21 protein-coding genes are annotated in these 21326 nt (G+C 31.8%); 8 read left to right on the forward strand and 13 right to left on the reverse strand.

The features are described from left to right. Positions 1 to 23 precede the first annotated feature (23 nt). Both CM54_RS07155 and CM54_RS07160 read right to left on the reverse strand, forming a co-directional pair. Positions 24 to 1259 (reverse strand): ABC transporter permease, encoded by a 1236-nt coding sequence (locus CM54_RS07155; protein ID WP_037550141.1) that lies wholly within the window; start codon positions 1257 to 1259, stop codon positions 24 to 26. Continuing rightward, entirely contained in the window at positions 1252 to 2151 is a 900-nt protein-coding gene (locus CM54_RS07160) for an ABC transporter ATP-binding protein (RefSeq protein ID WP_037550144.1), read from the reverse strand. The genes CM54_RS07155 and CM54_RS07160 overlap by 8 nt, the downstream gene beginning before the upstream one ends. A 193-nt stretch (positions 2152 to 2344) precedes the next feature. Between CM54_RS07160 and CM54_RS07165 the strand changes: the two genes are divergently transcribed. Beyond that, the gene (locus CM54_RS07165) at positions 2345 to 3964 is read left to right on the forward strand and encodes a ribulokinase (RefSeq protein WP_037550147.1); all 1620 of its coding nucleotides are present in this window, start codon (positions 2345 to 2347) and stop codon (positions 3962 to 3964) included. Between the two features lie 44 nt (positions 3965 to 4008). Here the strand turns inward: CM54_RS07165 and CM54_RS12355 are convergent, their stop codons facing one another. The 3 genes from CM54_RS12355 to CM54_RS07180 form a co-directional block, all read right to left on the reverse strand. Then, positions 4009 to 4755 carry a hypothetical protein gene (locus CM54_RS12355; RefSeq protein WP_231469424.1) on the reverse strand — a complete coding sequence of 249 codons (747 nt, stop codon included), beginning with the start codon at positions 4753 to 4755 and terminating at the stop codon, positions 4009 to 4011. After that, positions 4748 to 4945: a helix-turn-helix transcriptional regulator gene (locus CM54_RS07175; RefSeq protein WP_002453866.1), complete on the reverse strand. Its 198-nt coding sequence runs from the start codon at positions 4943 to 4945 to the stop codon at positions 4748 to 4750. Before CM54_RS07175 ends, CM54_RS12355 begins: the two co-directional genes overlap by 8 nt. Before the next feature lie 127 nt (positions 4946 to 5072). Beyond that, entirely contained in the window at positions 5073 to 5666 is a 594-nt protein-coding gene (locus tag CM54_RS07180; protein WP_037550150.1) for a DUF805 domain-containing protein, read from the reverse strand. Positions 5667 to 5870: 204 nt separating this feature from the next. Here CM54_RS07180 and CM54_RS07185 point away from each other — a divergent pair, with 204 nt between their 5' ends. Next, a complete protein-coding gene (locus CM54_RS07185; protein ID WP_037550153.1) occupies positions 5871 to 6479 on the forward strand; it encodes a DNA-3-methyladenine glycosylase in 609 nt (202 codons plus the stop codon). A gap of 403 nt (positions 6480 to 6882) precedes the next feature. Beyond that, the gene (gene gltS / locus CM54_RS07190) at positions 6883 to 8091 is read left to right on the forward strand and encodes a sodium/glutamate symporter (RefSeq protein WP_002453872.1); all 1209 of its coding nucleotides are present in this window, start codon (positions 6883 to 6885) and stop codon (positions 8089 to 8091) included. Between the two features lie 129 nt (positions 8092 to 8220). Here gltS and fni read toward each other — a convergent pair whose 3' ends face one another. Together fni and corA are read right to left on the reverse strand one after the other, a co-directional pair. Further along, entirely contained in the window at positions 8221 to 9270 is a 1050-nt protein-coding gene (gene fni, locus CM54_RS07195; protein WP_037550155.1) for a type 2 isopentenyl-diphosphate Delta-isomerase, read from the reverse strand. A 45-nt stretch (positions 9271 to 9315) separates the two neighbouring features. Next, positions 9316 to 10263, reverse strand: coding sequence for a magnesium/cobalt transporter CorA (gene corA, locus CM54_RS07200; RefSeq protein WP_037550158.1), 948 nt, complete (start codon positions 10261 to 10263; stop codon positions 9316 to 9318). Positions 10264 to 10370: 107 nt separating this feature from the next. Between corA and CM54_RS07205 the strand changes: the two genes are divergently transcribed. Then, entirely contained in the window at positions 10371 to 10847 is a 477-nt protein-coding gene (locus CM54_RS07205; RefSeq protein WP_037550161.1) for a thioesterase family protein, read from the forward strand. 2 nt (positions 10848 to 10849) lie between these two features. After that, positions 10850 to 11242, forward strand: coding sequence for a hypothetical protein (locus tag CM54_RS07210; RefSeq protein ID WP_002432953.1), 393 nt, complete (start codon positions 10850 to 10852; stop codon positions 11240 to 11242). Between the two features lie 51 nt (positions 11243 to 11293). Here CM54_RS07210 and CM54_RS07215 read toward each other — a convergent pair whose 3' ends face one another. Continuing rightward, on the reverse strand, positions 11294 to 12193 hold the full coding sequence (locus tag CM54_RS07215; protein WP_023351247.1) for an alpha/beta hydrolase: 900 nt from the start codon (positions 12191 to 12193) through the stop codon (positions 11294 to 11296). 217 nt (positions 12194 to 12410) lie between these two features. On the opposite strand from CM54_RS07215, the gene CM54_RS07220 reads away from it, so the two are divergent. Beyond that, entirely contained in the window at positions 12411 to 13049 is a 639-nt protein-coding gene (locus CM54_RS07220; RefSeq protein WP_037550164.1) for a hypothetical protein, read from the forward strand. Between the two features lie 174 nt (positions 13050 to 13223). Here CM54_RS07220 and CM54_RS07225 read toward each other — a convergent pair whose 3' ends face one another. Further along, complete coding sequence (locus tag CM54_RS07225) at positions 13224 to 15275, reverse strand: DHA2 family efflux MFS transporter permease subunit (RefSeq protein ID WP_037550167.1); 2052 nt, start codon at positions 15273 to 15275, stop codon at positions 13224 to 13226. Positions 15276 to 15287: 12 nt separating this feature from the next. Next, a complete protein-coding gene (locus CM54_RS07230) occupies positions 15288 to 15935 on the reverse strand; it encodes an HlyD family secretion protein (protein ID WP_002432737.1) in 648 nt (215 codons plus the stop codon). A gap of 131 nt (positions 15936 to 16066) precedes the next feature. Here CM54_RS07230 and CM54_RS07235 point away from each other — a divergent pair, with 131 nt between their 5' ends. After that, positions 16067 to 16618, forward strand: a complete 552-nt coding sequence (locus tag CM54_RS07235) for a TetR/AcrR family transcriptional regulator (RefSeq protein WP_037550182.1) — start codon at positions 16067 to 16069, stop codon at positions 16616 to 16618. A gap of 90 nt (positions 16619 to 16708) precedes the next feature. On the opposite strand, the gene CM54_RS07240 is transcribed toward CM54_RS07235, so the two are convergent. The 3 genes from CM54_RS07240 to CM54_RS07250 form a co-directional block, all read right to left on the reverse strand. Continuing rightward, complete coding sequence (locus CM54_RS07240) at positions 16709 to 17932, reverse strand: multidrug effflux MFS transporter (RefSeq protein ID WP_155980156.1); 1224 nt, start codon at positions 17930 to 17932, stop codon at positions 16709 to 16711. Between the two features lie 98 nt (positions 17933 to 18030). After that, positions 18031 to 19428 (reverse strand): zinc ribbon domain-containing protein, encoded by a 1398-nt coding sequence (locus CM54_RS07245; RefSeq protein WP_037550188.1) that lies wholly within the window; start codon positions 19426 to 19428, stop codon positions 18031 to 18033. A gap of 280 nt (positions 19429 to 19708) precedes the next feature. Continuing rightward, a complete protein-coding gene (locus CM54_RS07250) occupies positions 19709 to 20164 on the reverse strand; it encodes a MarR family winged helix-turn-helix transcriptional regulator (protein WP_002453883.1) in 456 nt (151 codons plus the stop codon). 185 nt (positions 20165 to 20349) lie between these two features. Here CM54_RS07250 and CM54_RS07255 point away from each other — a divergent pair, with 185 nt between their 5' ends. Further along, positions 20350 to 21312 carry a YdcF family protein gene (locus tag CM54_RS07255; protein WP_037550190.1) on the forward strand — a complete coding sequence of 321 codons (963 nt, stop codon included), beginning with the start codon at positions 20350 to 20352 and terminating at the stop codon, positions 21310 to 21312. Positions 21313 to 21326 lie beyond the last annotated feature (14 nt).

A 21326-nucleotide genomic window follows, 5' to 3' on the forward strand; every position in this document is an offset into this window, starting at 1 on the left:
TTCAAATACTTGGCTTTACTGAGTTATTTATTTTTAATGAGTCGATGTATAGATTTAAATAATCCTTTCTCAAATGTGAGAACAGAATCTTTATATGTTTTTACTGCTATCCATAGTAGTAAAATAATCACAATCACTGATAACCCCATGCTGACAATAATTTCCCATATGTCTAGATCAGATGATTGAGATCGTACTAATAATTCGAACGGTGCTAAAAATGGTATAAAACTTGTAATCTTAGTGAGTAACATATCTGGCTTCATGATACTAAATATCGCGATGTAAAATGCAATCATAGCTAATAATGTTAATGGCATTAAAGTTTGATTCATATCTTCAATTCTTGAGACGAGCGATCCAAGAATAGCTGCAAGCAGCACATAAGAGAAAATACCTACAATCAGACATAGCAAGCTCACAACAATAATTTGCCATGCAAGGTGATTCATTTGTATATCAAAGCTTTTGAACAATTTCTTTAAATCAAATGCAAATATACATATTAATGCCGTAAGAATAATCATGATAACTTGAGTGAAAGCAACAGCAATTACTGCAGCAATTTTAGCAAGTATATGTACAACTGGTGAAACACTTGTAATTATCATTTCTATCACCCGTGAAGTTTTCTCCGTAGCAATTTCCATTGCCACTTGACCTGCAAAGTTGAAAATGATGAAAAATATTAGCATTAATGTTGCGTAAATCAAAATGTAATTTAGCGTTTTTTGGCCAGAATTTAATTGACTATCTTCTTTATCAGACATGATTTTACTATCTACATGACTTTGCGATTGCAATTGTTTTAACTCTTTTTGGCTTAAGTCAAGCTTTGAGGCAACTAAATGAGATTGCATTGTTGTTAATACTTCAGTAAACCGCTGTTTATCTTCAACATCAACATTGTCCTTACTTAATATAGTACCTGACAATTGGTTATCTTTATTTTGTTTAACTACATAGGCTCTATCTAATTTTTCATTTTTAACTAACTTTTCTGCTTTGTTTTCACTTACTTTTTTAAATTTCGCGTCATCTTCAAGACTATGTCCTTGTTGCTTTAACACTTTATATATTTGTTCATTCTGTGTAACTATACCTACTTTATCTGGACCATGATCAAATAACCCCATAATTTTATCTATGTTTGAAAGTCCAACCATGAGCACAACAACGATGGCCATAAATATAATAAATGCTTTTGATTTAATTTTACTCATATAAGTGAGTTTGAATGTTGACCAAAATTTACTCATGTAGTTCACCTACTTTATCGATAAATATATCATTAAGCGATGGTTCTAATACTTGAAAACGTCTCACGTATCCCTGTTTAATTACAGTATTATAAATCTTTTCCGCAACCGCTTCATTTTCAATCGTTAAACGAACATCATGTTTACGATGCTCCTTTTTCAAGATTCCTGGTATATCATCAAGACCATCTATCTGGTGATCTGATTCGACGACAACTAATTTATTACCATGTTCAGAGCGAACTTTCTGTATATCTCCTGAAACAACAAGTTGTCCTTTATCAATAATACAAACGTCATCACATAGTTCTTCAACGTGCTCCATTCGATGTGAGCTATATATTATAGTAGATCCTTTATCATTTAAATCTTTAACTGCACGTTTAAGTAATTCAACGTTAACGGGATCTAGCCCACTAAAAGGTTCATCTAAAATAAGTAATTCTGGCTCATGAAGCATACTTGCAAGTAATTGAATTTTTTGTTGATTACCTTTAGATAAAGATTGAATACGTTTCTTTCGATTCTCAGTAATTGCAAATCGCTCTAACCAATAATCAATACGTTGTTGAATATCTCTACTTGATAAACCTTTTAAAGTGGCAAGATAAGTGAGTTCTTCATCTACAGTCATTTTGGGATGTAGGCCACGCTCTTCTGGCAAATAGCCAACTTTGTTATACATATGTTTGTTAATATTTTTCCCCTCATATGTAATATGGCCTGTTGTAGTTTCACTTAAGCCAAGAATCATGCGAAATGTCGTTGTTTTTCCCGCACCATTTCTCCCTAAGAATCCCAACATTTTCCCCTTATCAAGTCTTAGCGAAATATCATTTACTGCTGTAAAATCTCCAAATTTCTTGGTGACATGTTCAATTAACAAACCCATCGTTTCTACTCCTAACACTAAAATTTCTATTTTGAATTCTTTTTCAATATAACATTATTTAATTGCATAATATAAGTAAACTTCATAAAATTAATAAACTTTACAAATAATTTTGAAAGCCCTATTATTATTCACAAACAATCCATCGTTAAATAGACGTTGCTTATCTTCATAAAATAAAGGGGTTAGTAAAATGAGCTACAGTATTGGAATTGATTATGGCACCGCTTCTGGTCGAGTGATTCTGGTGGATACATCAAGTGGCGATATTATTTCAAGTTATGAGGAGACATATCCTCACGGTACTATTGCTGAATCACTATACGGGGAAACGTTACCGCGTAATTATTTTTTACAAAATGCTGATGATTATCAGTACATACTTGAAAATGGTGTTACGCATGTATTAGAAGAAAGTCAAGTGAATAGAGATGAGGTAATAGGAATTGGTGTAGATTTTACAAGTTGTACTATTGTATTTTTAGATGAACATTTCGAACCTCTACATAGACATGAGAATTTTAAAAGTAATCCCCATGCATATGTCAAATTATGGAAGCATCATGGGGCTCAAGATGAAGCAACACAAATGGTTGAAGTTAATCAACAAGAGAATCAGAACTGGCTTGATTATTATGGTTCAAGCGTCAATAGTGAATGGATGATTCCGAAAATACTTGAAGTGAAACATAAAGCTCCTGAATTGTTAGAACACACTCATTATATTATGGAAGCTGGAGATTACATTACCAGTTTACTTACATATAAAAATATACGTTCCAATTGCGGTATAGGTTTCAAAGGCTTTTGGAATAGAGAAAATGGTTTTAACTATGCGTTTTTCGAAGCTGTAGACAAAGATTTACCTAATATTGTAAAAGAAAAATGTGAAGCACCAGTAATTAATATTGGAGAAAGCGCAGGCACTTTAGCTGAATATTATCAGGAATTGTGGGGACTTCCCTCTCAAGTTCAAATTTCTCCATACATGATTGACGCACATTCAGGCGTTCTAGGAGCAGGTGCCATTGAACAAGGCGAATTCACAGCTGTAATTGGAACGAGTACCTGCCACCTTATGCTAGATCCTAAACAAGAACCTATTCCTGCAATTACTGGTTCAGTCAAAGATGCTATTATACCCGGTTTATATGCCTATGAAGCAGGCCAAGCCGCAGTTGGTGATCTATTTAGTTACTCAGAACAACTGGCTCCAAAATCAATTACAGATACTGCTCTTGAAAATAATGTCCCCTTACTTGAGTACTTGGAAGAGTTAGCAAGTAATATTAATGTAGAAGATCAACATGTTATAGTACTTGATTGGCACAATGGTAATAGAAGTATTCTAAGTGATAGTCACCTTACAGGTAGTGTGTTCGGTTTAACATTACAAACACCTTTCGAAATGATTCATCGTGCTTACTTAGAATCTACTGCCTTCGGTACAAAAATGATAATGAATCAATTTGAAGACCATCATATTCCTGTTCATACCGTTTATGCTTCTGGGGGTATCCCTAAAAAAAGTAAACTCTTAGTCGATATTTACGCCAATGTGTTAAATAAAAAAGTAGTTGTGCTGGAATCATCAAACGCAACAGCATTAGGCGCTGCTATGTTAGGCGCAAATGTTGGTGGTGCTTATTCGACGCTTAAAGATGCTGTAAAACATATGAAGCAACCTATTCATTACGTTAAAGAACCTGAAAGCGAAAAAGTGAAAGCTTATGAAAGACTCTTTGATAAGTATCGTCAACTTCATGATATTCTTGGACGTGAACATCCAACTTTATCTTATATACACAAATAATAAATAGTGGTCAAAGTAGATATTTTACTTTGACCACTATTATTTTAAGCTTTTTTTATCTTTCGTACTTTGAATAAAGCAATGGCTATAAAAATGACAATTATAAGAAATGTAATCAAAGGTGCATACGGCATATGGTGCATAACCACTGAAATGATGATATCTACAATGGATATGATTAATAATGCAGGTAATAACCATATACAATTTTTGGCATATTCCATTTCTATTCTCATTCGTTCATACTCATCGCTAAAATTGTATTGAGAGATTAGATTAAGTAACCTATCTGTGGTATTCAGCTTTTCCTTAGCTGGTGCGGTAGGTGTCTTTGATACTTTAATCCTTTTATCACTTGATATCATATTTATAAATGGTACAACAAATGGAATAATTAGCGATAATTGAAACCTATAGATATGACCCTTAGTTACTAAAGGCACAATGATTAAATTTACTAAAAGTAAATAAATGCTAGTGAGACAGAAAGCTATCATACGTTTTTTAAAACTCATTTTTTTAAGCCACTTTTTCTCTTCTTCATTTCTAACATATATTTCTTTCGATTCTACACTATATCCATTTGTCATTAACATACATGCTAATACGATGAGACAAAGCAATACGCCAATTAAATAAGGCGATAAATAAGACCTCTCAACATCAAAAATAGCTTCAAAATATAACAAAGCCAACATTAAAATAGATACAAGGGCACTTATTTTGGCAAATAAGCGATTAAATTGTTCTAGTTGATACTCGTCTTTGACATTAAATAGCTTGCTAACCATTTTTATCCTCCCAAAACAAATCGTTCAATGTGACATTGAGTTCTTTAGCGATGTTTATACATAATTTCAAAGATGGATTATATCTATCATTTTCTATCATATTAATCGTTTGTCGAGAAACGCCTACTGCTCGGGCTAAAGCAAGTTGCGATATTTTTTGATGTGCTCTATATTGCTTTACTCTATTCAATGTTACAGCCCCTTTTCCTCAATCATAATTACTTTTATCATAATAAAATGAACAATGAATAGTCAATTATATACGACATCCTTACCTAAAAAAACGACCTCATAAAGAGATCGCTTAAAATTTGAAATTATTCATCTTTATCTAATGGATTATGATTTTCGCCATCTAAACTATGATTGAAATCTGTAAATTTAGGACTCGGACCATACTTATTAGTTTCTTTTTTACTATTTAAACATGTCATCACTAAAACATAAATTGAGAAAACCCAGATGAATATATTTAATATCATAATAAAAGTTAAAGCATATCCATTTTCAGACGTATTAGGATTTTCCACAATAATATTAGATATGATATATATGATAAAATTGGCAACAATAAAACAAATAGGTATCAACATTGAAAGTGACAAATCATGAAATCTACGCACTAATATAGCTAAATTGGGAATTAATGTTGCGAGTAAATAGATTAGATACCATAAACCACCTATAATAAGACACGCTCCACCGAAGAGAAGACTACCTTCTTTATTACTTATTGCACCAGAAATAATAAAAACGTACCCAAGAAATAGTCCTATGATGCCAGGAATCATAAATATTAAATTCCACAACATAGCATACCAAAATTCACTACGTCTTGAGCGTCCTTTGAAGTTCACATAGTTAGACCAAAATAATTTAAGCGCTTGTCCAAATCTCGCTTTTTGTCGCATATTTAAATCTCCTTTATGCTCTGTTATGTAAAAGTGTTTTAAATTTATTTACTCTTTGATAAATTAAGAAGAGTACACTTGGAAAGTAACTAGCATTTTGAGTATATCAAAACATAAGTTTAATCAAAATATATAATTAAATTTATTTCTCAATTTTAAAAGTCAAAAAGAATTCTTATTATAAATTTCTAAGGTGAGATCACAGTGGACTTTATTAATAAACAAACGATTCAAACAGCAAAAGATTTATTAGGGGTTAAAATCATATATCAAGATGAATACCAATATTATTCTGGTTACATTGTAGAAACTGAAGCCTACTTAGGTTTTAAAGACAAGGCTGCACATGGTTATGGTGGAAAGCAAACTCCCAAAGTCACCTCACTATACAAAAATGGTGGGACCATATACGCACATGTCATGCATACTCATTTATTGATTAATTTTGTTACTCGCACTAAGGGTGTTCCAGAAGGAGTACTCATTCGTGCAATTGAACCAGAAGACGGTATTGAAGCAATGAAAGCTAATCGTGGAAAAACTGGATATGAGATAACTAACGGTCCAGGTAAATGGACTAAAGCTTTAAATATACCAAGAGCTATCGATGGCTCAACATTAAATGATTGCAGATTATCCATAGATACTAAAAACAGAAAATTTCCTAAAGAAATAATTGAAAGTGAAAGAATAGGCATCCCAAATAAAGGAGAATGGACTGATAAACCCTTACGTTATACTGTCAAAGGAAATCCCTATGTATCACGAATGCGTAAATCAGACTTTCAAAACCCAGATCATACTTGGAAATAATTAGAAAGCGAGGAACTCGTTAAGAGCACCCTCGCTTCTTTGTATTTAATTCACTTTAATATCTCCTGAATCATTTTTTCGCTCATTTCTTCAAAGCAAATACCCTTTACTACTAAACAATAATTTAAACTAAAACAGTAACACACTACTGTACATTGCAAGGTACTGATTTTTAACATTATGTAAATTTAACGTGCATTTTTTAATTTATTGTTAAATTTACATTTAATTCAAATTAAAATGTTCTGAATACTAGATTTATATAAATAATATTATTTGATTTCCTAGATTTATTTAAATTCTACATGTATAATGGTTATTATGGCTTTTTATAACGCTTACATAATTATATAGATTAAGTATTAAACATAGGTTTTGGGACTACTTCTAAGGGGGCATTTTTATGATAGAGTTAGATGCAATCACAACCTTGTGTTTAGCATGTGTTCTATATTTAATCGGACAATCAATCATTAATCATGTATCGATATTAAGGAGAATATGTATACCTGCTCCAGTTATAGGCGGTTTACTCTTTTCAATTCTCGTAGCCATTCTTGATTCTTTACATATTGTTAAAATCAAACTCGATGCATCATTTATACAAGATTTCTTTATGTTGGCCTTTTTCACTACTATTGGTTTAGGCGCATCATTAAAGTTGTTTAAAATTGGCGGTAAAGTCATGCTTCTTTATTTCATGTTTTGTGGAATCATGGCGATATGTCAAAATATTATAGGTGTATCTCTCGCTAAAATTTTAAATATCCAGCCTTTATTAGGGTTAACTGCTGGCTCTATGTCAATGGAAGGTGGACATGGTAATGCAGCTGCATACGGTAAAACAATCCAAGACATGGGTATTGATTCCGCTGTAACCGCAGCACTTGCTGCCGCAACACTAGGTCTTGTTTTTGGAGGATTAATCGGCGGACCAGTTGTTAAATACTTAATAAAACGATATAACCTTACTCCAGAACATCGTGATGAATCATATAAGAATTATGGTGAAGTAGAATATAACCAATCACTTCATAATAAATTTAAACCAACACAAATATTTTTCATTCAATTTACAATTCTAGTATTTTGTATGGCTTTAGGGACATATATCGGAGATACATTCACTCACATGACTGGCGTCAACATTCCTATGTATGTTGGTTCAATGTTTGTTGCCGTTATCATTCGAAATGTATCAGAATTTGCTGGATTAAACATTGTTGATTTAAAAATTAACGACCAAATTGGTGATATCTCACTTGGTATCTTTTTATCTTTAGCATTAATGAGTATTCAGCTTACCGAAATTTATTCACTCGCTATTCCTTTAATCATCATTGTATTGATACAAGTCGTCTTCATGGTACTATTCTCTATCTTCGTATTATTCAGAGGACTAGGTAAAGACTATGATGCTGCAGTAATGGTTGGTGGATTTATTGGTCATGGTTTAGGTGCGACACCTAATGCAATGGCTAACCTTGACGTTATTACTAAAAAGTATGGTAGCTCACCTAAAGCATATCTTGTAGTTCCTATAGTTGGTGCATTTTTAATAGATCTAATCGGCGTTATTATTGTAATGAGCTTTATACAATTTTTTAGTTAATACGTAACGTCTAATAGCATGAAAACAATCGTGCATATAATTAAACTAAAAAAGGCTGAAAGAAAGCTTCGTAACGAAGCCTTCTTTCAGCCTTTAATTTATATTTTCGTACATTTTATATATTAAACTTTAGCCTCTGTGAATATCTAAGCCACGTTGTTCAATCCAAGAAAGTAGTTTAGGACTAAATACAATATCTTTGTGAGTAAGTGAATCAATATCTTTAGCATCTAACATCGTCATAATTTTTTTCATATGATTTAAGAAAGATTCTACATATTCAATCGTATTAGTAATACCTGATTGCTCTACTTGATTTAAAAATGGTCTAGACATACCAACAGCTTTAGCACCTAAGGCTAAACTTTTTACTGCATCTAAAGGTGTACGTAACCCACCACTTGCAAATACATTTAATTTATCTTGATAATCTGTACTTTCAAGTAGAGATTCAACTGTCGATTGCCCCCATTGGGTTAAGTAATCCATATCTTTATTTGAACGACGTTCATTTTCTATATCAACAAAATTCGTTCCACCACGACCACTTACATCTACATATTGAACGCCAATTTCAGCTAAAGACTTAAAGGTCTCTTTACTCATACCAAACCCAACTTCTTTAACAATTACTGGTACATCCACGCGATTCACAATAGCTTCTATATTATCCATCCAAGTTACAAATTCACGGTTACCTTCTGGCATAACCAATTCTTGTGGTGAATTCACATGAATTTGTAACGCCTGTGCCTCAAGTAATTCAACTGATTGTAACGCCTTTTCAACAGGCACATCTGCACCAACATTACTAAATATCATACCCTCAGGATTAGTCTGTCTTACAATGTTAAATGTATCTGCCATTTTAGGGTTTCTTAAAGCAGCATGTGTAGATCCCACCGCCATTGCTAGTCCAGTTTCTCTAGCGACTACTGCTAACTTTTCGTTAATTTGCTTCGTCCAATCACTACCGCCCGTCATCGCATTAATATACACTGGGGATTGCATATCAAAGTGAGAAGTATGACTTGTTAAATCAACTTGATCGACATTAATGCTAGGAATGGAATGATGAACAAATCTTAATTTATCAAAATCAGATTGAGGCGCATCATGTTGAGACATAGCAATTTCTACATGTTCATTTTTTCTTTGTTCTCTCAGTGAATCACTCATTGAAATACCTTCCTTTGTTTAAATTCAAATATTTTTGTTAAAGTTTTAGAACCATTTTTTCCTTTTGAAAAAGACGACTAAAACAATTGTTATCACAAGCATTACGCCTAAACATATAAAATAAGCATAATGCCATTTTAACTCTGGCATATAATCAAAGTTCATTCCATAAACACCAGCTATAAATGTTAAAGGTGAGAAAATAACTGATACAAGTGTGAGTATTTGCATAATACTATTCATTCTAAATGAGGTGAATGACTCATAATTTTCTCGAATTTCATTTGTCATTTCTTGAGCTGTTCTAATGACATTTCTCTGTTTAATAAGGTGGTCATCAATATGTTGAATGTACATTGAGTGTTTAGCATCTTTAATGATATTACCTTCACTCTTAATCGTATCAACAACTTCTTGCATTGGAAACATAACTCGTTTAATTTTAATCAAATCTGAACGTAACTGAAAAACGTTTTCCATCACATTCTTACTATAGCGATCATCAACATGACGAGCTTCAAAATTATAAACTTTATCTTCAATACCATATACGAAATCGAAATATTTATCTACCATACTATCAAGTATATGTATCACTATATCCGCGCAATCTAATTCTGAATCATGGTTTTCAGCATTATATTCGGCGACCCTCTTTAAAGATTGAAAAGGTTTATGATGATACGTGACAAGTATATTATTTTGAAGAAATACATTTAATGCGATGGGTGAATAATCTTTATCAATAATACTGTGAAAAATCATATATTGATATTCTTTATATTCTTTGTATTTAACTCGTGGTATACCTGTAATAGCATCATCAATTTCTAAATAGTTAAAATCGAATTTATTTCTTAGAAATTCATTTTCTTTATTTGAAGCATTTTCAAAATCATACCAAATAATTGTCGCATCACTAGGGACGTCTTGAATATTTGATACTTCCGTAAGAGGTTGTGTTAAAGATTGATATCTTACGGTCATTATCATCTTACTTCCCCCTCCAATTATCTCAGTTACATTCTATCATGAAATCAATCACGTGTATGTGTTAATTTAATTTAGTAAGATAGAGTTATATTCAAGGGGGATAAGAGATGTCTAAAACATTTACTGTAACACGAAAAGTAACTGAAGATTTGATTGATAATAATAACCATATGCATGATGCATATTATAATGTAATTTTTAGCGATGTAATTAATGAGTTTAATTATAGTCATGGGCTATCTCTTAAAGAAAGAGAAGAAAGTCAATTTACAGTATTTACAATAGAAGCACATACTACATATTTAGCAGAACTGTCTCTTGATCAGTCATTCACTGTAGAATTATACCTTTACGACTATGATTATAAACGTACGCACTTATTTTTAAGAATGTTGCATGAAGATGGAACTATAGCTGCTACAAATGAAGTAATGATGATGGGTATCGACAAGAATCAACGGCGCTCTGCACCATTTCCTGAGAAATATATGGAAATTATAGAAGCTTATGATTTAGAACAGGAAAAAATTGAGTGGCCTAAACAAATAGGACATCGCATTGGTATACCTAAGAAAGGAGAATAGTTATGCCTACTAGGAAACGTATAAAAAACGAGCTTATAGATTTGAAAGATGACGTTAAATTTGAGTTGAGTGAGTTAAACAATCAGAAAGAATTAGTCATCAATGGGCCTGCATCTCAACTTTTTAAACGAGCAATTCATATGAGTTATTTACAAGGACAAAAGTTTGCGATTGATGAAATATTTACGCTTATTGATGAGAACCAAATCGATGAAGAATTTCTTATTCAATATAATAATTTTGAAAAATATGTTCAAGATCAAAACTTAGAAAAGAAATTTACTTTTAGTAATTTTACTGACATACCACGTCAATTTGATGATTTTATGGCATCTTTTTACTATTTAAAGGGACAAAATTTTATTGTCACACATATTAATTCGATAATAGAATAACAATAAAGAACAAGGACTTTGGTAGTTTGATTTAACCAAAGTCCTTGTTCTTTATTTCCGAATAGCCTTCGTAATTTGTTTGATGACTTTATGTGATTGTCTTATTGGATATAATGGAAAATCATGCACCATTTTTGGGTATTCATTAAACTCAACATATTGACCATAATCTTCTAGTAAACGTGCGAGCTCTTTCATATCAGGATTTTGTATTTCCTTGCCTCCTCCATACATGTATACAGGAGGTAATCCTCTTAGCTCACCATAGAGTGGTGAAACACGTTTATCCGTTAATGGTAGACCATTAGACCATACTTTCATAAGTTCATTCACACCAAATCGACTTACTAATATATCTTCGTCTTCTAAGTCTTCGGTAATCATTTTATTTGATAGTGTCGCATCTAAAAGTGGTGAAATTAAGAATAGTTTACTTGGAACAGGTTCATTTTCCTCAATTAAGGATTGTACAAATCGCATAGCTAATCCGCCACCTGAACCGTCTCCCATGATGACGATATGATCAACACCAACTTCAGCTACTAATTCATCATAAACTTCCTTAATCGCGTTGTATGTATCTTCTAGGTGATATTCAGGCGCTTTAGGATAAATAGGTAGCACAACTTCATGTAATGTATTTAATGCTAATTTATCTAACAATCTCCAGTGGAATGGTGAGGGTTGCAATGTATTGTATCCCCCATGTAAATACAGAATTTTATTATTAGACTCATGTCTGAAATTAAATCTGAATACTTGCATATCCCCTAAAGATAATTTATCAAGATTTGCTTTTACATTTAATGATGAGGGTTGTTTATGTTTTTTACTATTTTCGTCTCTTCTTTTTTCTAAAAATTGCTCTACCTCATCGTCATTTTCGAAAAATATTGATCTGTTATGAAGTATATATTTATTGACTACTCTATTCATTAAACGATTTTTCATAGCTTGCTTGACCTACCTCTTTTCAAATTTTAAATTTAGAAAACAATTTGTTTAAAGTGCTATATTCATTTTTCTAAAAAAGATATAATATTATATGAGTTAGATGAATCTTAAACCACTTTATGTTTGCGCGTATATGTCTTGAATAAAGCCAATTATAACAAACATAAAGTGAAAATGATAAATATAGGACAGCAAAATTAAAGGAGGCATCTTAGTGTCTGAACCTAATCAAAATCCAAGTAACTTCAACGCTCAATTTCATGAGCAAGAAATACACCGAGGCAAAAGATATGGGAAGAAAAAGCGTTCATGGGTTAGTATTATCATCCATCTGATCATACTCATTTTAACTGCTATAACAGGTTATAGTATGTTGAAACAACCTATTTTTAACCTTGCTTTCGCTAATAAAACAATTAATTTCCATGAAATTCAAAACTTCCAAGATACTCTAACTAAAATCGGTAATTTAAATATTAATTTGGGCAATATGGATGATCTACAAAAATCTATAGATAACCTCATAATGGTGTTTAATATATTCTTTATTCTTTGTTTAGTTAGTATGTTTATTACTGTAATTACAATTATTCTTAATAGAACTTTATTGAAGATTTTCAATTTATTTATTTTAGCAGCTATGTTACTGATTACTTTGTATTTTAGCTATATTATTCATACAATTGCGCAAAAAATTTCTGAATCTCTTAAACAATATTATTTAACTGTTTCTCCAGACCAAGTAATTAATGAAGCTGATGCAATACATAATGCACTCATTTTACTTGCTTGTAGTATTGCACTCTTATTCATTAGTTTATTCTTCCGTAATCGACTAGCACGTATAAGATAATGCAAAAGGCCAATCCAGAACTTGATTAAAAGTTCTGGATTGGCCTTTTATTCGTATTAATAGTTTAAAGCGGTTCGCCTGCGCTCTCGCGCATGCATAAGAGCCACTAACAATCTTCCGATTGTAAGTGGCTCTAAGTGTCCCCACAACACATTTTTATCTCTTAATTAGTTTTTATTCTTGGTGAGCTGTTTTATCTTCTGCGTTAGCTTTTTTAGCTGACGCTTCTGCTTTTTTCTTACTTTGTAAGAATAAGCTTAAGATTAATGCAATAGCACTAATAACAGTAGCAATGATAAATGCATCATTAACACCTTCAACAGATGCAAGTTTATTAACATATTGTAATAACACTTTTAATGCACCTGATTCGCCACCATATTGTTGTGCTAATTCACGCATATGATCTTGGATAACAGGATTGGTTTTATCTAATTCATCCCCGAATGCTGCAACATGATTGGTTTGTTGAGTCGTCATTACTGTTACCAATATAGCTGTACCGATAGAACCTGCTAATTGTCTCATTGTATTAACAAATGCGTTACCATGTGAGATCAATCGTGCAGGTAAAGCATTCATACCTGCTGTCATAATAGGCATCATAATAAATGCCATACCGAACGAACGCAATACATATATGCCCATAATATGAAGATATGGCGTTTCTAAGTTCAATTTACTTAATTCCCATGTAGCATAAGTCATAATACCGATACCAAAGATTGCTAATGGTTTAATACCTATAGTATCTAATAGCTTACCAGCTATAGGACCTAAAGCACCCATGACTAAGGCACCCGGAAGCATGAGTAAGCCTGAGTCTAATGCTGAGAAGCCACGTAAATCTTGTAAATATAAAGGAAGTAAAATCATACCGCCATATAAACTCATCATTACAATCATATTGATAACTGTTGTCAGTGTATATGTTGGATATTTTAATACTTCAAGATTTAACATTGGAGCCTTCATTCTTAACTCTCTAATTACAAATAGAACAATGAAGATAATACCAATAACAAACATTGTTACAATTTCAGTAGAACCCCAGCCTTTATTACCAGCTTCGGAGAAACCGTATAATAAAGCACCGAAACCTATTGTACTATAGATAATTCCTGGTATATCGGCTTTAGGATTTGTGGTACGTTGGTAAAGTTTAAACCAAAACATACCTACAATAATTGCAACTAAACCGATAAAGAACATACCGTAGAACATGACGTTCCAATGATAGTTTTGAACGATATAACCTGATAGTGTTGGACCAATGGCTGGCGCTAAGATCATAGCTATTCCCATTGTACCCATTGCGACACCACGTTTTTCAGGTGGGAAAATCGTTACAATAACGTTAGAACCTAATGGCATTAAGATACCTGCACCAATGGCTTGTAACACACGTCCTCCCATCATAATTGGGAAGTTAAACGAAATCGCACAGACAAGTGAACCAATCGTAAAGAGCACTAAGCCCACAATAAATAATTTTCTATACGAATATTTGTTAAATAAGAAAGCACTAATTGGAATTAAAATACCATTGACTAACATGAAACCTGTCATCAACCATTGTCCAGTTGATGCAGAAATATTAAATTCAGTATTAATTTTAGGCAATGCCACATTTAATAATGTTTGGTTTAAAATCGCAATAAACATACCAAATAACATTGCAGCTAAAATCTTACCTCTTGAAATACCTTTACCAAAAATGAAGTTAGATTCTTGGTTTTTAATCTTCTCATTAACTCTACCTTCTACAGAATTAGGGTTAATAGGATTTAAAACTTCATCTGATTCTTCATTTGATTCTGTAGAATGATTATTTTGATTATCGTGTTTCTCTACGTTTTCTTCTTCATGTTGATCTGAACGACGTAAAGAACCAGGATAGTCATCATATCTACTTTCTGAATGTGTTGCATTAGAAGATCTTTGATCTCCCTCTTTAGTAGATTCGAAGTGATGTTTTCTTTTATCATCTTCGATATTATCAGAATGATTTCTGACATGACTTGAAGCATTGTTAGACTCAGATTGTTTATCTAGATCACTTGCTTTAAATTTAGATTGATAACTTTGATTCTTAGAATCCTTAGTCGAACGTTGTTCCGCTTTTTGACCTTTTGCTTTTTTCCTAGATTTAGAAAGAAAAACATTAATAAGACCAATAAGTATGAGCGCTATAACAATATAAACAATAATGAAGGTCGCTGTCATAAAATGACCCCCTTAATTTTTATGGATTTTAACTTCAGCGTTCATACCTGGAACAACATTTTTAGATGGTTCAGAATCTAGAGAAATTTTAACCGGCACTACTTGAGACACTTTAGTGTAGTTGCCGTCACTGTTTGATGAAGGCATTAATGAGAAACTAGCTGCAGTTGCTTCACCAACTTGTTCAACTTTACCTTTGATAGAAGCTTTTTGACCGTCGATATCAACGTCTACATCGTTTCCTTTTTCTACATCAGAAATGTCTTTTTCATCTACGTTAGCAGTAATGTATAAATCATCTAAATTGTATGCATAAGCGATTGGGTTACCAGCTTGAGCCATAGACCCTTCCATACCATCAGTTTTTACGATAGTACCTTTTTGAGGCATTTTGATGCTCATATCTTTAGATTGACCACCTTCACCTTGTGCTGAAACTTCAGCTACTTTATCACCTTTATCAAGTTTATCTCCTTGTTTAATATCAAGAGATTTAATTTGTCCTGAAGCTGGACTTGAGATTTTAATTTGATCTCCGTCTACTTTTGCGTTGTCAGTAGTTACGTAGCTAGTCGCATTGTTCCAGAACCAGAAAGCTAGAACACCTATAACTACTAAGACAATGATAGTAATGACATTCACTAATACCATTTTCTTCATGAATATATCCTCCTATTTGCTTTTAAAATTCACTTTATCTATTATAGAGATGTGAATCTAAAAATAACACCAACAATTTTTATAATTGTGTTGGATAAAAACTTATATAAAAAAATTAATCAGGTGAAACAATGAAGCAACGTGCTAAATATAAAATCATTCAAAGTCTTATTGAATTACTTGAAGAATATCCATTTGAGGACATTACTATCAAAATGATTTGTGCATATAGTAACGTAAATCGCTCAACTTTTTATGATCATTTTCAAGATAAATATCATTTATTAGAACGTATACAAAATTATCATCTCAATAAATATAAAGCTTTACTTAATTCTTTTTATCATGACTTTCATAGCATTAAACAAGATCAAAAGAAAATGTATAAATTCTTTTTACTTGTTGCAAGTTATATCAAACGTAGGGAAGCTTTTTATAAAGCAACATTAATTACTCATCCTAATAAAGATATTGCTTTGGATTATATTAATGAAACTAGAGGTTGTTATGAAAAGGTGATGAATAGATATGAAACCTCAATTCAAAATAAACACATGTTTGTTGTTTATTCTGTAGGAGGTCAAGCCGGTATTATTATCGATTGGTTACGACGTGGTTGTGTAGAGTCTCCAAAAGTCATAGCAGAAGTCTTACTCGCAAATACTATTAAACTGCAAAGGTAAACATTTAAAGCTAAACTGAAGATGAAAAAAGTCTACTTCGAAGTTAATTATAACTCTGAAGTAGACTGCTATTAAATCATCTTAAACGGTTTAGCTTTTTTTAAATACGCGTCTATTTAAAAGTTGTAATATAATCAGAATTATAGCTGTTATAACAATAATAATAATGTAGGGTGTTGGATCATTTTCCCCTTTAATACCTACGAGCGGAGACATCAGTCCACCTAACAATGTTTGAAATAGTCCAAGAAGACTTGAAGAACTCCCCTTTCCACTTTTACTTTCATCCATTGCAATAGAGAAACCAAGTGTTGCTACACCTGTTACAGGTGCTACAAGTATTACAAAGCCAAACGCTAATAACCAGAAATTCCAATGATTGATTAATGTCATACTTACTATGATGACACCTAAAATTTGGATTACAGTCATCATTCTAAGTATAGATTGTCTATCAAAGTAATCTACTAACTTACCTGTCAGTTGACTTGAAATAATTAAAGTAATACCTATGGATGCAAACATGATACTAAACTGTAAAGGTGAAAATCCATATATTTTTTGAACAATAAATGGTGAGGCTGAAATGTAAGTAAATAATAAAACAAATGACACGCCTTGTATCAACATAGGTAATACAAATCTTGGTGTAGCAAATAAATCTTTAAAGTTCTTAAACATTGTGCCAATGTTGCTATTAACACGGTGTTCATTTTCAAGGGATTCTGGAACTTTGAAGAGTGTTCCTATGAACATAAGCAAACCGAAAATGGTCAATATAATAAAGACCATTCTCCAACCAGTAAAACTTAGTATCAATCCCCCAAGTGCTGGTGCGATAACTGGTGCAACACCGTTAACTAACATTAGAAGTGATAAGAATTTGGTTAAATCATTTCCTGAGTATTTATCACTTGCCACTGCTCTGGATATGACTGCACCTGCCCCACCAGTTAGACCTTGTATAAGACGTAATATAATCATCACCCAAATATTCGTAACAAAAATGATTCCTAAACTTGCCAGCGTGAAAATAACCATCGCAATAAGAAGAGGCTTTTTACGACCTTTAGAATCGGAAATAGGACCAGCAAACAAGTTACCGAATGCTAATCCCACCATGAAAAATGAAATTGTTAATTGAGCATTTGATGCTGTTGTATGAAAATCATTCTTAATGTTAGGTAGACCTGGTAAGAACATGTCAATTGACAATGGACCTATAGCAGTAAGTGCACCTAAAATGATGATAAATAATAGGGAATTGCGATGTTTGGGTTGTGATTGCTCCAAAGTGAAGCCTCCTTTATACATTTAAAAGGAAATCAAGCTTTTTTCTTAAGCTTTTCCTGATAATTAATTATATTACTAAATAGCTATAATAAAAGCCAAATGCATTTTGCATTTGGCTTTTATTCATCACCTTTTGTGAGTTGCATATTACTATTATCAGAGTCAATTTCTAGTTCATAGTCTTTGTTAACAAAGTTACCTGAGTTATCAATTTGTTGAATCGTGGTTTTAATTTTATCTCCGCTTCTACTCGCACTTATTACTTGTGGTGATAGCATTGAAACAGTTGTATGATTTGCAAAGTTATTTTTCATTTGTTTATAAATAGAAGAATTCTTTTTAAAATAACTTGATATAAAATCAAAATTATTCATGTTAAAAGCTGAATTAATCGCCATTGAGTAACCACTGAAGAACTCCGTTAATTTATTTTTGAGACTGTTCTCTTCTTTTTCTTTTTTCTCAACATAACTATTGATTTTATCACTTTCAAAATTTAATGTCACAGTCGTATTATTTTTTAAATCATCAGCACTAATTGTTTTGGTTTCTGAACTAAATTTTCTACCTTTTGCTTTACCTGTGGCAGATATAGTAATATCTTTCGTTTTCGGATACGGACCATACTCTTTAGAATTTGAGTATGACATTTCACGATCATTAATTTTTACTTTTTCTGAACTATCACTTAATTTACTTGCACCTTTTAATTTGATATTTAAATAGGTTTGATCAAAATCTTCCGAAGCTTCTACTGTCTCAGAACTACTTTCTCTAAAATCAAAATTTAAATAGCCATTGAATGTACCATTCTTAGTAATCTTTTTAGCAGGCATGTGATAAGTACCCGGTATGAAATCACCTAATGGTGTATTCTTGTGTGCATCTGCAATGACAGTTTTGCGTTTACCACCTGTTTTAAATTCATATTTTGTTTCTTCTTTAGGTTTAATAATTGGTTGCTTCGTGGGTGCAGTAAAGCTCATATTATCAAAGAACAAATATCTCGTACCATTTTTACTAATTCTCAGTACGTCTTGACCACTTCTCGTTTGGATATACGATGCGACACTTGAATTATTTTTATTCAATTTGTCCACTGTCTCTCGAATATTACTAATAAAACTTTTCATACCTACTTCGTTTTTAATATATTTAATATATTCTTTCGCCTCATCTGGATCTACTTTATTATCTTTAGTACTTAATAAAGTTGCTACTTTTTGCGTATCATTATTATCTACTGCATTAACAAGAATCTTAGCTTGTGCATCTGGAGAATTAAAGTTCTTTAATAGGAAAAATAAAACCACAATAAGTATTAAAATAAAAAAGACGATTCCTAGTGGAACAATTCTACGTAATTTGAGGTTCGTAGCGTTATTATTTTGCGATTGAGATGATTGCTGTTTAGTTTTATTTTTTCTTTTCTTATTTCTTGATAATGATTGCCCACAATTTGGACAGCTTTCATTATCACCACTAACTGTATGTCCACAGTTTGGGCATTGATTCATTATATCACCTCTTATTCCCACACTACATTCACTTAATTTTTATATTATATAATTATTTTATCCACCTGGTTTATTTTACAGATTTTGATTTAAAATTACAATTTCTAATATATGTAGTTTTCATTTTATTTTAATTAAAAAGCATTTACGCACTTATTCGAATTATATTAATAAAACAGCTTAAGTTAAATACATAATTAGTCCTAAATACATAAAATAATTTACACTTTTCATTATATTCCTATCAATGATTCAGTGTATAGTCTAATTCTCAGAATATTTATAATTTAGAATTAAACGATTTGATACGATGATCAATGACCTCTAAAACATGTCTAACTTTTTCTATTTCCTCTGTTGAGAAATCACTTGTCATATCATTAGCAATATTACTTATGATTGCTTTTCTTTTTACAATATATTCTTTGCCTTTTTCTGACAAAATTACAATTTTTAAGCGTTGGTCAGTATTGGCATTTGTTTTTTCAAGTTTAACTAAGTCAGCATCTAATAATTTTTTAACTCTTCTACTTACTGCTGCTTTATTGACGCCTTGTTTTTCAGTAATTTGACTCACTGTTAATGATTCATTACTTAACATATTCAACACATTAGATTGCTCTATAGAAATGCCATATTCAATTTGTAAATCTTTAAGAAGCTTTGCAGTTAATGTATTTACGTCATTTATGAATTTTTCCAAAAAAATGATATGATCTTCTATTCGTCTTACCATGTAGAATCTCCTAATTTATTTTATCTATTTATATAAAAAAATTATTTTTCATACTTTTAAATAATAGCAAGAATACTATCAAATTGAAACCTCTAATGAGCTCACGTATTTTATAGCTAAAAGATTGCTAATTATGAATAGCTAGTCTACATTATATATACAATAAATGTAGAGGTAATCCATTCATGATATCAATTATACTAACAATCATTGCTTTTATCCTTATTACATCTTTGTATGTCAATCAACCACTCACTCTTAATTTAAGAGCTTATATTTCTACTATTATTATCGGATTTATCATCACAATTTATCATTTAATTCATTTAACTATTCCGTATGATTTAACAAGCTTAATGTTGATTGCTTCATTATTCATTCTCATTAAACATCGACATTTATTTAACTTTAAACGTGGACGTCTATTTTTGAAACACATGTTTATTTACCTTTATCGCATCATGTTATTCCTATCAGCATGTATATATATTAGTACGGTAGACATCCCAATTATTAATGGATTGGCCTTATGGTTCGCCACCATCGCTTATAGTACTATATTCGCTTTTATTTGTTATATTTCTTGGTCATCAGCTTATGGTAGTCATTTATTTTCTAAAAATGTAGACCTAATTATGGTACTAGGAGCAGGTATTTTTACAGAGGAAGTCACTCCTATGCTTGCTGAACGGTTAAATTGTGCAATCAAAGTTTATGAATCTCAAAAGCATTCTCCATATATGTTAGTAAGTGGTGGGCAAGGTCCCGATGAACCCATTACTGAGGCGCTAGCAATGAAACGCTATCTCATCGCGAAGGGTGTGCCGGAGAAACGTATTCTAATGGAAGAACAATCTACTAATACGTATACCAATTTTCAATATTCAAAGCCAATCATAGAAGAACTTTTTGGAAGACGGGCACAATTCTTATGTGTTACAAGCCAATTCCATATTTTAAGATCATTGCGTCTTGCTAATAAAGTAGGTTTAGAATTCTATGGTCTCGGGAGCCATACACCCTATCATTTTTTCAGTATAGCGCTTATCAAAGATTTTTTAGGATTAATGTATCAATATAAAGTAATTCTAACTATTTATTTTGCGATTATCTTTTGGGTAAGTCTTATACGCATGATCATCGTCTAAGAAATGAATAAGCG

Origin of the sequence: Staphylococcus sp. TE8, assembly GCF_000692055.1 — a bacterium.
GTDB classification, from domain to species: domain Bacteria; phylum Bacillota; class Bacilli; order Staphylococcales; family Staphylococcaceae; genus Staphylococcus; species Staphylococcus capitis.